The organism is Phenylobacterium sp., from assembly GCF_044372605.1.
Taxonomy (GTDB): domain Bacteria; phylum Pseudomonadota; class Alphaproteobacteria; order Caulobacterales; family Caulobacteraceae; genus Phenylobacterium.
Genome location: NZ_JBILRO010000001.1, coordinates 25,298 through 37,958 on the forward strand (window position 1 = coordinate 25,298; position 12,661 = coordinate 37,958).

The window sequence follows — 12,661 nt, forward strand, 5'->3', positions numbered from 1 at the left end:
GTGGTTCAAGTGTTCCGTCCCCCGGGGGGTGTGGAGCCTACACCGTAACCTGGGTGCCCATTTCGACCACGCGCCCGGGGGGGATCTTGTAGAAATCCGTCGGGTTGGCGGCGTTGCGCATCAGGAAGATGAACAGCTTGTCCTGCCACAGCGGCATGCCCGACTGGGCCGAGGGCACCACAGAGCGTCGCCCCAGGAAGAAGCTGGTGGCCATGATGTCGAACTTCAGGCCCTGTTTGCGGCAAAGGCCCAGCGCCTTGGGCACATTCGGGCTTTCCATGAACCCGTAGCCGATCACCACCTTCTTGAAGTCGTCATTGACCGGCAGGATCGTGATCCTGTCGTCATCGCGCACCCGGGGCGTTTCGGCGGTCATCAGCGTCAGGATGATGTTCTTCTCGTGCAGCACCTTGTTGTGCTTGAGGTTATGCATGAGAGCCACTGGGGCCACGTCGGGATCCGAGGTCAGAAAGATCGCTGTGCCTGGCGCTCGGTGCGGCGCGCGGGCCTTGAGGATGTCAACCAGCTCCAGTAGCGGCAGGCTGTCGCGGCGGCTCTTGTCGGCCAGGATCGCGGCGCCGCGGTTCCAGGTCCACATCACCACCATCAGGGCCGCGCCCAGCACCAGCGGTAGCCAGGCGCCCTCGGGAATCTTCAGCAGGTTGGAAGAGATGAAGACGATATCGATGGCGCCGAAGAAGGTGCATGCCGCGATCGCCTGCCAAAGCGGGCGCTTCCACATGTACCGGATGATGTAGAAGAACAGCAGGGTGTCGACGAACATCGATCCGGTCACCGCGATCCCGTAGGCCGCCGCCAGATTCGACGAGTTCTGGAAGGTCACCAGCAGGGCCAGCACGCCGACCATCAGGAAGGTGTTGACCTGGGGCACGTAGATCTGGCCGGCCTGGGTCTCGCTCGTGCGCCGGATGTCGATCCGGGGGAACAGGCCCAGTTGCACGGCCTGCTGGGTCATGGAGAAGGCGCCGGTTATGACCGCCTGACTGGCGATGACGGTAGCTACCGTCGCAAGGATCATGATCGGCCAGTAGGCAACCTGCGGGATCATGTCGAAGAACGGATCGGCGCGGGTTTCCGGATTGGCCAGCACCATGGCGCCCTGGCCCATGTAGTTCAGGAGCAGGGCGGGCAGCACGAGCGTCACCCAGGCCGCGCGGATCGGCCCCTTCCCGAAATGGCCCATGTCGGCATAGAGCGCCTCGGCCCCGGTCACCGCCAGGAACACGCTGCCCAGGATGATGAAACCAAGGAAGCCATTATCCAGGAGGAACAGTACGCCGTAGGCGGGTGAAAGCGCCCGCAGGATCGAGACATCGTCAAAGATGTGGTAAATTCCAAGGCCGGCAAGGACGATGAACCACAAGGCCGTGATCGGTCCGAAGTAGCGCGCCATGCTGGCAGTGCCGCGCGACTGCACGAGAAACAGGCATATCAGGATCCCGGCCGAAATCGGCACGGCGAGAGAGGCGAAGCCCGGTCCGACGCCCGGCGCCTTGCCGATGCCCTCGACCGCTGACAGCACGGACACCGCCGGCGTAAGGATGCCGTCGCCATAGAACAGCGCCGCGCCGGCCATGCCGAGGACGAAGATCACGGCGGAGCGGCCGCCCGGGCTCACCCGCTGCGCCAGGGCCATGAGGGCCAGCGTGCCGCCCTCGCCCTTGTTGTCGGCACGCATGAGGAACAAGACGTACTTCAGGGTCACGACGAGAATCAGCGCCCAGGTGATCAGGGAGATCACCCCCAGCACGGCCATCTCGCCACCACCGCCGCCCTTGCTGTGGGCCAGAGCCTCACGCATGGCATAGAGCGGGCTGGTCCCGATATCGCCGAACACAACGCCCACGGAACCTAGCGCAAGCGCCCAGAACTTGTCCTTGTGTGGCGGGTGGGAGGGTTCCCCGGACGCCTTGGAAGCGTCGACGGCCGTTTCAGCCATCTGGTATCTCCGAGGCGATCTCGCGTTCGCCCCAAGGCGGCCCTATGCCGCAGCAGCGGGCGCGGATACACCCAAACTTGACGCCACACAATCGCGGCGCAACATCAATGTCGTCGCACGTTCATTCGCGCCCGGAACCGATCAGCGTCGCTTGCGGTTCGGGACCCAACAAATGCGGGAGTCGCAATGGAACGCAAACTGGCCCTCGTTACAGGCGCTTCCGCAGGGATCGGCGCCGCATTTGCCCGGATTCTGGCGGGTCATGGTTACGATCTGGCGCTCACCGCGCGCCGCGGCGACCGGCTCGACGCCCTCGCAGAAGAGATTCGTCACCGGTTTGGCGTCGAGACCCTGACGGTGGTCGCTGATCTTGCCGAGCCCGAGGCGCCGGGTCAGATTCTGGATTACCTGACCGCCCATGGTCGGTCGGTCGACGCCCTGATCAACAACGCCGGCTACGGCCTGACCGGAAGCTTTGGAGAGACGCGGTGGGCGGATCAGGCCGCCTTCATCCAGGTGATGATGACCGCGCCGTCCGAACTGGCGCATCGGGTGCTGGGCGGCATGCGGGACCGGCGGTTCGGACGGATCGTCAATGTGGCGTCGCTGGCGGGCCTGCTGCCCGGATCAAGCGGCCACACGCTCTATTCGGCCACCAAGGCCTACATGATCAAGTTCTCGCAGAGCCTGCACCTTGAGCTCGCCGCCGACGGCATACATGTCACGGCGCTGTGTCCGGGGCTGACCCATTCGGAGTTTCACGACGTCATCGGCGCCCGCGCGCAATACACGGCGGCCACCCCGCCCTGGCTGTGGCAGGGGGCCGACGAGGTGGCGGCCACCGGCTATGAAGCGGTAGAGGCCAATCGCGCGATCAGCATCCCCGGCGCGCCCAACAAGGCGATCTCGGTCATCGCCAAGCTGATCCCCGACGACTGGGCTTTGGCGCTGATGGCCTCCCAGGGGGGGAGGTTGCGGTAGATCTAGTACGGGTGCGCCACGGTTGAGCGGATAAAGCCGGAGGTGCTGTCGGCGAGGCCCGCCAGGACGAACTGGATGGCCAGCGCGCAAAGGATCAGGCCCAGAACCCGGACCACCACCGTCAGGCCGATGCGGCCCAGGATCCGGGTCAGGATGGGTGTGGCGAGGAAGGACAGCAGGGTCGCCAGGGAGACCGCGCCGATCACGCCGAGGCCGACGGCCGCGCCGGCCAGCCCGAAAGCCTTGGCCTTGTCGGCATAGATGATGACGCTGGAAATCGCGCCCGGACCGATCAACAGAGGCATGGCGAAGGGCACGATCATCCGCTCGAACCGCTTGCGCACAAAGGCCATGCCAACGCCGGTCTCGCCGTCGCCGTCGTCCCCGGAGAACTTGGCGCTGAAGTCGTCGCGAGCCATTTCCAGACCCATCAGAAACAGGATCACGCCGCCGGCGATCTTGAAGGCCGGCAAGGAGATACCGAAGAACTCCAGCAGCGACAGGCCGGTGAAATAGAAGAACGTCAGGAACCCCAGCACGAACAGGGACAGATAGAGCGCAATCCACGCCCGCTCACGCCACTTCACCCCGCCCGTGGCCGCCGCAAACAAGGGCACATTGCCGATCGGATCGATCAGGGCGAACAGGGCGACGAAAAAGTTGACCGCGAACTCTGCCTGGCTCATCTCTCGCTCTTAGCCCAGATCACCTGCTGCGGACCACACCCCGCGCCACACCGGAGCCATGCCATGGTCGCCGCCGCCACGCTTGCGCAATCTGCCGTCAAGGCTGACCCCAGATTGATCGTTCCGCTCGATCTGCCCACGGTCGCCGAGGCCCGCGAGATGGTGGCCGCGCTCGGCGACAGCATCAGTTTCTACAAGGTTGGCCTGGAACTGTTCGCAGGCGGTGAGGGTATGGCCCTGGCCGGCGAACTGAAGGCCGCCGGCAAGCAGGTATTCCTCGACTGGAAGCTGCACGACATCGGCACCACGGTTCAGCGGTCCGCCGCCGTGCTGGCCGGATCCGGGTGCGATTTCCTCACCGTGCACGGCGAGCCGCAGGTGATGGCCTCGGCGGTGCGCGGGCGCGGCGCCTCGGGCCTGAAGATTCTGGCGGTGACGGTGCTGACCAGCCTGTCCGATGAAGACCTGCACGAGGTGGGCTATCACGAAACCGCCCGCGCCCTGGTCGAGCGGCGGATCCATCAGGCCATCGAGACGGGCTGCGACGGCGTGGTGGCCAGCCCGCATGAGGCGGCGCTCGCTCGCGCGCTCGGCGGCAAGGACTTCCTGGTCGTTACGCCGGGCGTGCGCCCTGACTGGTCAGCGAAAAACGATCAGGCGCGCGCAGCCACGCCGCTGGACGCGCTACGGAACGGGGCCTCGCACATCGTCTGCGGTCGCCCGATCACGGCGGCGAATGATCCGCAGGCGGCCGCGCGGCGGGTGGCGGCGGAGATGGCCGGCGGTTTGTGATTTCTGTCAGTTTTCTGGCGTCGTAGCCAAAGCGCCCTGGAGTATCGTCATGACCAAATCACTTCGCGCCTTTGGGGTCGGGCTGGCCGTAGCGGTTCTGCTCGGCGCGACGGGGGCCGCACAGGCCCGCGAAGCCTGCCCAAGCGATCCGGGCGGCGACGTCCTTGCAACCGCCCAGGCCCAGGCGTTCCTCAAGACCCTCACGCCCCTTCAGCAGGTCGTGGCGGTACGTGGCTATGGCAAGGTCGCAGCCATTCGCTGGTCGAACCTGCCGATCGCGTTTGCTCCCCGGGTGGGTATTCGACTCGGTGACCTGACCGCAACCCAGGCCTCAGCCGCCGACGCCCTGCTGCGGACGGCACTCAGCCAGTGCGGCCTGAAGCTGCTGGCCGACATCCGCGCCGCCGATAGCGTGTTGATGCCGCTGGATACCAACGGCATCGGCTGGAACCCCGCCAACTACTATATCGCTTTGATCGGCGAGCCGTCCGCCGCCAAACCCTGGATCCTCAAGGTGGACGGCCACCACATGGCCTACAACATCACCTTCAATGGCGCTCAGGTCAGCGCCACACCTCTGTTCGACGGCGTCGAGCCGGTGCGTTTCACGGCAGGTGGTCGTGACTATGCCCCCCTGGCGGTCCAAGCGGACGCGATGCGGGCCCTGGCCACCGCCGTCGCCGGAGCGCCTCAAGCCTGGCTCGAGGGTGAATTCCGTGATGTGACACGTGGCGCCACGAACGATGGGGACACCAATTTTCCCATCACCTATCCCGACGGTACGGTTGGGCGCGGCGTCCCCTACGCAAAACTGACCGCCGCCCAGAAAGGCCTGGTCCGGGACGCCTTGGCAGCCTGGGTCGACCTACCCAATTCGGCGATCTCGGCGCCGTTGATGGCGAGCTATCTTCAGGACGCCGCCCTGGCGGATACCTTCGTGGGTATCGCCGGCAGTCCCGATCTCTCGAAGCCAGGTTCCTACGTCCGAATTGACGGGCCGCGCCTCTGGATCGAATTTGTCGTGCAGTTCGGCGCGCGCGATCCAACGGGCGTCCATTACCACACCATCTGGCGCGACAAGGTCGCCGACTACGGCGGAGCATTCGCGCATTGAGGGGCGCACTGGTCTTCGCGCTGGCCCTGACGGTTCCGGCGGCCCACGCTGGGGCCCACACAATGCCAAACTCAACCGTTGTAGTGGAGCAGGTGTCGGCGCAGTCGGTACGGCTGGCTCTCGCCATCCCGTTGTCGGAACTGGCCGCAGCCCTCGGTCGCCCGGCTGATTCACAGGCTGACATCTCGGCGGAACTCTCCCGATACCTGAATCAGCACGTCAGCGTCGTCAGCGCTGACGGTCTGCCCTGGCTCGCCAAACTCGAGGACATGGCAAGCGCCGATGGCGAACATCTGGTGATGGTGATTGTGCTGAGCTTTACGCCGCCACCGGGCGCGTCATCGTCGCCCGCCCGCCTCCGCTACGACGCCATCAACCACCAGGTCGCGAGCCACTATGCGCTGGTCTACCACCGCGTCGGCGGAAAGCTGGTCCCGCTGGGTCGGCTACAGTCGCCCGCAACCACGCTGACGCTGCCCTAGAAATCTACCGCAATGCCCTTGCGTTCCCAGTCGCCGAAGCGGGTGGGTTCCGGGCCTTTCGGGCCGCCCTGCTCTGGCTCCAGCGCAGCGGTCTCCGCGGCCAGACGACGGGCCTCAGCTTCCTCGAGAGCCCGGCGCGCGGCGGGGCTGAGGTCCTTGCCGGGTGCGGCGTTGTTGGGTGAATTGTCCATGGCCCTCCTTCTAATCCCTTGCGCACCAGCTTCCAAGCAGGCACGCCGCGCGCCGTGACTGACATTGAAAACACCTCCGAACCACACGCCGACGTCCGCGGCCTCCCCGCACGGGCCGCCGCGCTCCAGCTCCTGACCACGGCCCTGTCGCGACGCGCGGGTCTGGAAGAGGGCCTGAACCTGCCGGGTATGACCGCCCTGGAGCCCCGCGACCGCGCCTTCGCCCGCGCCCTGGTGATGGCGACCCTGCGCTGGCTGAGGCCGATCGATACGGTCCTGCAGTCGCGCCTCAAGAAGACGCCCCCCGATGCGATCGTCCATGTCCTGCGCCTGGGCGCGGTGCAGCTGCTGGTCTTGAAGACCCCGGCGCACGCGGCGGTGGGCGCAACGGTCGACCTGGCGGCGGCGCAGAGCGGCGGTCATGTGTTCAAGGGCCTGGTCAACGCTGTGCTGCGCGGCCTGATCCGCGAGCCGCCGGTACTGGAAGCCCCCTCCCCGCCGGACTGGCTGCAGGCCCGCTGGCAGATCGCCTATGGTCATGACGCGGCCGACGCCATGGCGGCCATGATCGGCGAGGAGCCGGCCACCGATCTGACGCTGAAATCTGGCGGCGACGCTGCGGATCTGGCCGGGCCACTGGAGGCGGAGGTGCTGACCGGGGGTAGCCTGCGCGTGGGCCTCAAGGGCGAGGTCTCGGGCTGGCCCGGGTTCGCCGAGGGCCGCTGGTGGATCCAGGACGCCTCGGCGGCCATCCCGGCGCGGTTGTTGGCCATGCAGCCCGGCGAGACCGCGCTGGACCTTTGCGCCGCGCCCGGCGGCAAGACGATGCAGCTCGCCGCGACCGGCGCCCGCGTGACGGCGCTGGACCGCTCGGCGGGCCGCATGAAGCGGATCTCGGAAAATCTTGCCCGCGCCGGGCTCGAGGCCGAGGTCCTGGTGGGCGACGCCGCCGACTGGCGCGACAACCGTACCTTTGACGCTGTGCTGCTGGACGCGCCCTGTTCGGCCACAGGCACCTATCGCCGCCACCCCGATGTTCTGTGGGTGGCGAGCCCGCAGGACATTCCGCGCCTCGCCAGCGTCCAGACCCGCCTTCTGGCCAGCGTGGCCAGGCGCGTGAAGCCCGGTGGGCGGCTGGTCTACTGCGTGTGTTCGCTGGAAATGGAGGAGGGAGAAGGCCAGGTGGCGACCTTCCTGTCGCGCACCCCCGACTTCACCCTGGACCCGATCCAGCCCGGCGAAGGCGGTGCGCCCGAGGCCAGCCTGCGCGCCGACGGCACGCTCCGGATCCTGCCGCATCACCGCGCAGGCGGGACCGACGGCTTCTACATCGCCCGGATGCGCCGCGCCGGTCAGGCCTGACCGCAAACCGGGCAATCCGGGTCGCCAGCCACCCTCACGGTGCGCGTCTCCGCCGCCAGCGCATCGTAGATCAGCAACCGCCCGGACAAGGTCTCGCCCGCGCCGGTGATCAGCTTTATCGCTTCCAGCGCCATCATCGATCCGATCACGCCGGCCAGGGCGCCGATGACGCCGACCGCCGCGCAGGTTTCCGCATCGGGCGGGATCTCCGGCACAAGGCAGCGATAGCAGGGCTTGCGGCCGAACACGCCCACCTGGCCCGTCCAGCGGCCGATGGCGCCGGACACCAGCGGTATTCCATGCTGCACACAGGCCGCGTTGACGCTGAAGCGGACCGCGAAGTTGTCCGTGCCATCCAAAACGAGATCGACGCCATCGAGAAGCGCGTCGGCCGTCGTGTCATCAAAAGCCTGGTTCAGGGCCGTGACGGCGACATTCGAGTTCAGGCCCTGGAGACGTTCGGCCGAGGCGTCGACCTTTGATCGTCCGCGATCGGCGCCGGCGTAGATGATCTGGCGCTGCAGGTTCGAGAGGTCGACGACATCCGGATCAACGATCCGGATCGACCCGACGCCGGCTGCGGCGAGGTAGAGCGCCGCCGGCGCGCCAAGTCCGCCGGCGCCCACGATCAGCACTGTGGCGGCCTTCAGCTTTTGCTGGCCGGGCCCACCGACTTCCCGCAGCACCAGGTGGCGGGCATAGCGTTCGATCTCGTCGTCGGTGAATTGGGCGCCCATGATTTGGTACTTTCGCTTGACCGATGGGGTCGCGAACCCGACATCGCAGCCATGTCGAATACCTCAGCCTTCCCCGATTGGCACGGGACCACGATCCTCGCAGTGCGCAAAGGGGGCAAGACCGTAGTAGCCGGAGACGGCCAGGTGTCCATGGGCCCGACCATCGTCAAGGGCACGGCGAAGAAGGTCCGCAAACTGGCCGGCGGCAAGGTGATCGCCGGCTTCGCCGGCTCCACCGCAGACGCCTTCACCCTGATCGAGCGGCTGGAAGCCAAGCTGGAGCAATATCCCGAGCAACTGGCGCGGGCCTGTGTGGACCTGGCCAAGGATTGGCGGACGGATCGCTATCTGCGCCGGCTGGAGGCCATGTTGCTGGTGGCCGACAAGGATCAGATCTTCACCGTCACCGGCGTGGGCGACGTGCTGGAGCCTGAACACGCCGTGGCCGCCATCGGCTCCGGCGGCAACTACGCGCTCGCCGCCGCGCGGGCCTTGTCGGACGTGGACGGCCTGGATGCGGAAGCCGTGGCGCGCCGCGCCATGGGGATCGCCGCCGAGATCTGCGTCTACACCAACGGGGAGCTGACGGTTGAGGTGCTCTGACGCGGCCCACGGCCTCGCCTTTGTTCCAATCGTGACTATCTGAGCGCCATGACCGAGTTTTCCCCCCGCGAGATCGTTTCCGAGCTCGACCGCTTCATCGTCGGCCAGGACGACGCCAAGCGCGCCGTGGCCGTGGCGTTGCGCAATCGTTGGCGCCGCCGGCGCGTGCCGGACGATCTGCGCGATGAGGTGACACCGAAGAACATCCTGATGATCGGCCCCACCGGCGTCGGCAAGACCGAGATCGCGCGCAGGCTGGCCAAGCTCGCGCAGGCGCCGTTCCTGAAGGTCGAAGCCACCAAGTTCACCGAGGTCGGCTATGTGGGCCGCGACGTGGACCAGATCGTTCGTGATCTGGTGGAGAGCGCAATCCAGATGGTGCGCGAGAAACGCCGCGCGGGCGTGCGCGCCCGCGCCGAGGCCGCCGCCGAGGAACGCATTCTTGATGCGTTGACGGGACCGGGTTCCACGGCTGCCCGCGAGAGTTTTCGCAAGAAGCTACGGGCGGGCGAGCTCGATGACCGCGAGGTCGAGCTGACCCTGGCCGAGAGCGGTCCGGCCATGCCCATGATGGACATTCCCGGCCAGCCCGGATCGCAGATGGGCCTCCTCAACATCGGCGAGATGTTCGGCAAGGCGTTTGGGGGCCGCACCAAGACCCACAAGACCACGGTGGCCGGGGCCTGGGCGCCGCTGATCGCCGAAGAGGGCGACAAGCTGGTGGATCAGGATGCGCTGACCACCGAGGCGATGGAGCTGGCCGAGAACCAGGGCATCGTATTCCTGGACGAGATCGACAAGGTGGCGTCCAGTCGCGAACGCCAGGGCGCGGATGTGTCCCGCGAGGGGGTGCAGCGCGATCTGTTGCCGCTGATCGAGGGCACCACGGTCTCCACCAAATATGGACCGGTGAAGACCGACCATATTCTGTTCATCGCGTCCGGCGCCTTCCACGTGGCCAAGCCCTCGGACCTGCTGCCGGAGCTGCAGGGCCGTCTGCCGATCCGGGTGGAGTTGAAGGCGCTCAGCCGCCAGGACATGCGGCGCATCCTGACCGAACCGGAAGCCAATCTGGTTCGCCAGCATCAGGCGCTGATGCTCACCGAGAATGTGACGCTGACCTTCGATGCCGGCGCCCTTGACGCCATCGCCGACGCCGCCGTGGCTGTGAACAGCGCGGTTGAAAACATCGGCGCGCGCCGCCTGCAGACCATCCTGGAGAAGGTCATGGAGGAGATCAGCTTCTCAGCGGCCGACAAGTCCGGCGAGACGGTGGTGATCGACGCGGCCTATGTCGAGACGCGCATCGGCGACCTTGCGCGCAACGCCGACCTCTCGAAGTTCATTCTGTAGGGGCCAGCTGGATGTGCGTCCGCTGTGAGTCAGGATTATCGCGGCGTGGCCTGATGGCGGCGCTGGCGGCAGCGGGCCTGGCCGGTTGCAGCCAGAACGCGGAGACCGGGCGGCGTCAGCTGGTGGTGGTGTCCGACGCCCAACTGGTCGAGATGGCCAATGCGTCCTGGGATCAGATCGTGGCGGCAACGCCGCCCGTGCGCGACCCGGCGGTCCAGGCCCGGCTGGCCCGGATCGGCAGGCCTCTGGCCCGCGCCGCAAACCGGCCCGACCTGAGCTGGTCGTTCACTGTGCTGGACTCGCCGGACCTCAACGCCTTCGTCCTGCCCAATGGACGCGTGGGCTTCTTCAAGGGCTTGCTGGATCTGGCTCGAAGCGATGACGAGGTGGGTTCGGTGCTGGGCCACGAGATCGGGCACATCCTCGCGCGCCATCCCGCCGAACGCGTCAGCCATCAGTTGGCGGCGCAGGCCGGCGTCACTCTGGCGCAGCTTTTCATGTCCGGCGGGGACAACGCCCAGTACGCCGACGAAGTGGGGGCGGCCCTGGGCCTCGGCGCCCAGTTCGGCGTGATCCTGCCCTATGCCCGCAGCCACGAGCTGGAGGCCGACCGCATCGGGGTTAGCCTGATGCGCAAGGCCGGCATGAACCCCGCCGCCGCGGTTACGTTCTGGGAGCGCATGAGCCGCGCCGCCCGTTCTGGCGATCAACCGCCTGAGGTACTGTCCACGCACCCTGCGGACGGGCGACGGATCGAGGAACTCAAAGCCGCGGTAGCTGAAGCCTAGTCCCGCGCGGCGTCCAGCGCGGCCCGAACTTTCTGCAGGACCGGAATGGCCTGGCGCAGCTCGTCCTCGCTCACCGCCCGCAGGACCGGTTCGAGCTGCAGCGCCAGAACGCGGAGCGCGGTCTCGCGAATCGCGCGTCCTTCCGGCGTCAGCATTACGACCTTGCCGCGCCCGTCGTCCGGATCAGCGGTCACCGAGATCCAGCCCTCCGCCTCGAGGCGCTTGAGCGTGCCGGTCATGGCGCCCTTGGTGACCTGGACCGCGCCTGCGATCCGGGCGGGCGCACGGCGCTCGTGACCCAGACGGATCATGTGGTTGAGCACTGTGAACCCGGCCAGCGACAACCCCTCCGGCAGCACCCGCTCGGCGGCCGTGCGGCTCAGGTGCTCGATGATCGCGCATTCGTTGATGAAGACGAAGGCTGTGGGATCATTGCGGCGATCGCTCACGCGCGGATGTGCTCTGCGAGCCCCCGACGCGGTGACTGAGGGCCCGGCTTGGCCCGGCCGATCCGGACCAGCATCTGCAATGGCGCGGTCGGCGACGCTCCAAGCGCAGTCTGGGTTTCGGCATAAAGCGCGGCCATCTGGGGAAACTCCTGAAGCGTCATGCTCCAGGGCTGAATGGAAAGGCCCAGGCTGGTGGCCGTCAAGTTCATACGTGCGTAGGCGCGGCCTGCGGCGATCTGCGTCGCGCGGCTGTTGTCCGAACCTTTCAGCCACACGAATGCGGGCGTCGCCTTGATGGTTTTTCCGAACATGTCGATGGCGCTTTTCGTGGCGAAGGAGTCGGGGTCGGCCATGGCCTCGCGCGACATTATGCCGGCAGCCGCAAGCATCTCCATCATGGGCCCCTGCAGGGAGATGCCGTCGCGGTGAAGCGCGATTTCCTTCGCCCCGACCCGGGTCAGGTTGGCGGACTCCAGCGCGGTGGCCGGCGTGGTCATTTCCCGAGCAAAGCCGCGCTGGCCGATATCGATCGTCCGCGCCACATCCCCCGGCGTGATGATCGCTCCGGACACCAGGGGCGCCGGGGCGGCCGCCGTCACCCTGGCCAGCTCGGCTGCGGTAGGCGGCGTCTTGAGGTCGAAGGCTACCCGGTTGGTCTGTCGTTTCAGGATCTGCTGGAACAATGGGTCGGCGGCGACGGCCGGGTCCGGTGTGAGGCGGATCCGCGCGACCGGCCGCTGGTCCAGCACGGGCTGCGGCTCGCCCTCTGGCCAAAGCGTCATGTCGGCGCGCAGGCCGCGTTCGCAGGCCGCGAGGTTCAGGAGCTCCAGAAAGGCCCCGCAACCCAGTGTGATCTGGCGGTTCGGCGGATCGGTGGCCGGGAGCAGCCGGGAAGTGTCGGCGTAGAAAACGATTTCGTCTGTCCCGGCAAGATCCACCAGCCAGGGTTGGCGATTGTGGGGGTTGGGCGCCAGGATCGCATGCGCCAATACCCACCGGCGCGGGTCCTTCTCACCGGCGCCGGGATTCCGCCAGGCGGCGACAGGATCGACATCCCCGGCGCTGGCGCAGCCACTCAAGGCGCCGGCGGCGCCGCCGGCCGCCAAAAGTTCCAGAATGTTTCGACGGGTGGTCATCTCCGGCTCCATATAGTTTATGTCTAA

The 12,661-nt window shown here is 67.1% G+C and carries 14 protein-coding genes; 8 read left to right on the forward strand and 6 right to left on the reverse strand.

What is annotated here, in order from left to right; genetic code table 11:
* Positions 1-37: 37 nt before the first annotated feature.
* Complete coding sequence (locus ACIQ42_RS00125) at positions 38-1,960, reverse strand: potassium transporter Kup (protein ID WP_397420195.1); 1,923 nt, start codon at positions 1,958-1,960, stop codon at positions 38-40.
* 186 nt (positions 1,961-2,146) lie between these two features.
* Here ACIQ42_RS00125 and ACIQ42_RS00130 point away from each other — a divergent pair, with 186 nt between their 5' ends.
* Positions 2,147-2,941: an SDR family NAD(P)-dependent oxidoreductase gene (locus ACIQ42_RS00130; protein WP_397420196.1), complete on the forward strand. Its 795-nt coding sequence runs from the start codon at positions 2,147-2,149 to the stop codon at positions 2,939-2,941.
* A gap of 2 nt (positions 2,942-2,943) precedes the next feature.
* Here the strand turns inward: ACIQ42_RS00130 and ACIQ42_RS00135 are convergent, their stop codons facing one another.
* A complete protein-coding gene (locus tag ACIQ42_RS00135; RefSeq protein ID WP_397420197.1) occupies positions 2,944-3,627 on the reverse strand; it encodes a MarC family protein in 684 nt (227 codons plus the stop codon).
* 63 nt (positions 3,628-3,690) lie between these two features.
* Here ACIQ42_RS00135 and pyrF point away from each other — a divergent pair, with 63 nt between their 5' ends.
* The 3 genes from pyrF to ACIQ42_RS00150 all read left to right on the forward strand — a co-directional run bounded on the left by pyrF (position 3,691) and on the right by ACIQ42_RS00150 (position 6,015).
* Positions 3,691-4,419: an orotidine-5'-phosphate decarboxylase gene (gene pyrF, locus ACIQ42_RS00140; protein WP_397420198.1), complete on the forward strand. Its 729-nt coding sequence runs from the start codon at positions 3,691-3,693 to the stop codon at positions 4,417-4,419.
* A gap of 49 nt (positions 4,420-4,468) precedes the next feature.
* Complete coding sequence (locus ACIQ42_RS00145; protein WP_397420199.1) at positions 4,469-5,533, forward strand: DUF3500 domain-containing protein; 1,065 nt, start codon at positions 4,469-4,471, stop codon at positions 5,531-5,533.
* Between the two features lie 62 nt (positions 5,534-5,595).
* Complete coding sequence (locus tag ACIQ42_RS00150) at positions 5,596-6,015, forward strand: hypothetical protein (RefSeq protein WP_397420200.1); 420 nt, start codon at positions 5,596-5,598, stop codon at positions 6,013-6,015.
* On the opposite strand, the gene ACIQ42_RS00155 is transcribed toward ACIQ42_RS00150, so the two are convergent.
* On the reverse strand, positions 6,012-6,206 hold the full coding sequence (locus ACIQ42_RS00155) for a DUF1674 domain-containing protein (RefSeq protein ID WP_397420201.1): 195 nt from the start codon (positions 6,204-6,206) through the stop codon (positions 6,012-6,014). The two genes, ACIQ42_RS00150 and ACIQ42_RS00155, sit on opposite strands and share 4 nt — an antisense overlap.
* Positions 6,207-6,260: 54 nt before the next feature.
* Between ACIQ42_RS00155 and ACIQ42_RS00160 the strand changes: the two genes are divergently transcribed.
* Positions 6,261-7,568 (forward strand): RsmB/NOP family class I SAM-dependent RNA methyltransferase, encoded by a 1,308-nt coding sequence (locus ACIQ42_RS00160; protein ID WP_397420202.1) that lies wholly within the window; start codon positions 6,261-6,263, stop codon positions 7,566-7,568.
* Here ACIQ42_RS00160 and ACIQ42_RS00165 read toward each other — a convergent pair.
* Entirely contained in the window at positions 7,559-8,305 is a 747-nt protein-coding gene (locus ACIQ42_RS00165; RefSeq protein WP_397420203.1) for a HesA/MoeB/ThiF family protein, read from the reverse strand. The two genes, ACIQ42_RS00160 and ACIQ42_RS00165, sit on opposite strands and share 10 nt — an antisense overlap.
* 51 nt (positions 8,306-8,356) lie before the next feature.
* Here ACIQ42_RS00165 and hslV point away from each other — a divergent pair, with 51 nt between their 5' ends.
* The 3 genes from hslV to ACIQ42_RS00180 are packed head-to-tail and all read left to right on the forward strand — an operon-like array spanning position 8,357 to position 11,049.
* Positions 8,357-8,908 carry an ATP-dependent protease subunit HslV gene (gene hslV / locus ACIQ42_RS00170; RefSeq protein WP_397420204.1) on the forward strand — a complete coding sequence of 184 codons (552 nt, stop codon included), beginning with the start codon at positions 8,357-8,359 and terminating at the stop codon, positions 8,906-8,908.
* A gap of 48 nt (positions 8,909-8,956) precedes the next feature.
* Positions 8,957-10,261: an ATP-dependent protease ATPase subunit HslU gene (hslU, locus tag ACIQ42_RS00175; protein WP_397420205.1), complete on the forward strand. Its 1,305-nt coding sequence runs from the start codon at positions 8,957-8,959 to the stop codon at positions 10,259-10,261.
* Between the two features lie 53 nt (positions 10,262-10,314).
* The gene (locus ACIQ42_RS00180) at positions 10,315-11,049 is read left to right on the forward strand and encodes a M48 family metallopeptidase (protein WP_397420206.1); all 735 of its coding nucleotides are present in this window, start codon (positions 10,315-10,317) and stop codon (positions 11,047-11,049) included.
* On the opposite strand, the gene ACIQ42_RS00185 is transcribed toward ACIQ42_RS00180, so the two are convergent.
* Together ACIQ42_RS00185 and ACIQ42_RS00190 are read right to left on the reverse strand one after the other, a co-directional pair.
* Entirely contained in the window at positions 11,046-11,498 is a 453-nt protein-coding gene (locus ACIQ42_RS00185; protein WP_397420207.1) for a MarR family winged helix-turn-helix transcriptional regulator, read from the reverse strand. The genes ACIQ42_RS00180 and ACIQ42_RS00185 overlap by 4 nt on opposite strands.
* Complete coding sequence (locus ACIQ42_RS00190; protein ID WP_397420208.1) at positions 11,495-12,634, reverse strand: Acg family FMN-binding oxidoreductase; 1,140 nt, start codon at positions 12,632-12,634, stop codon at positions 11,495-11,497. The genes ACIQ42_RS00185 and ACIQ42_RS00190 overlap by 4 nt, the downstream gene beginning before the upstream one ends.
* Positions 12,635-12,661 lie beyond the last annotated feature (27 nt).

What these genes read in the sequence shown, in the direction of transcription:
- ACIQ42_RS00125 (WP_397420195.1), bottom strand. Translation starts at nt 1,960, where the DNA reads ATGGCTGAAACGGCCGTCGACGCTTCCAAGGCGTCCGGGGAACCCTCC.
- ACIQ42_RS00130 (WP_397420196.1), top strand. Translation starts at nt 2,147, where the DNA reads ATGGAACGCAAACTGGCCCTCGTTACAGGCGCTTCCGCAGGGATCGGC.
- ACIQ42_RS00135 (WP_397420197.1), bottom strand. Translation starts at nt 3,627, where the DNA reads ATGAGCCAGGCAGAGTTCGCGGTCAACTTTTTCGTCGCCCTGTTCGCC.
- pyrF (WP_397420198.1), top strand. Translation starts at nt 3,691, where the DNA reads ATGGTCGCCGCCGCCACGCTTGCGCAATCTGCCGTCAAGGCTGACCCC.
- ACIQ42_RS00145 (WP_397420199.1), top strand. Translation starts at nt 4,469, where the DNA reads ATGACCAAATCACTTCGCGCCTTTGGGGTCGGGCTGGCCGTAGCGGTT.
- ACIQ42_RS00150 (WP_397420200.1), top strand. Translation starts at nt 5,596, where the DNA reads ATGCCAAACTCAACCGTTGTAGTGGAGCAGGTGTCGGCGCAGTCGGTA.
- ACIQ42_RS00155 (WP_397420201.1), bottom strand. Translation starts at nt 6,206, where the DNA reads ATGGACAATTCACCCAACAACGCCGCACCCGGCAAGGACCTCAGCCCC.
- ACIQ42_RS00165 (WP_397420203.1), bottom strand. Translation starts at nt 8,305, where the DNA reads ATGGGCGCCCAATTCACCGACGACGAGATCGAACGCTATGCCCGCCAC.
- hslV (WP_397420204.1), top strand. Translation starts at nt 8,357, where the DNA reads ATGTCGAATACCTCAGCCTTCCCCGATTGGCACGGGACCACGATCCTC.
- hslU (WP_397420205.1), top strand. Translation starts at nt 8,957, where the DNA reads ATGACCGAGTTTTCCCCCCGCGAGATCGTTTCCGAGCTCGACCGCTTC.
- ACIQ42_RS00180 (WP_397420206.1), top strand. Translation starts at nt 10,315, where the DNA reads ATGGCGGCGCTGGCGGCAGCGGGCCTGGCCGGTTGCAGCCAGAACGCG.
- ACIQ42_RS00190 (WP_397420208.1), bottom strand. Translation starts at nt 12,634, where the DNA reads ATGACCACCCGTCGAAACATTCTGGAACTTTTGGCGGCCGGCGGCGCC.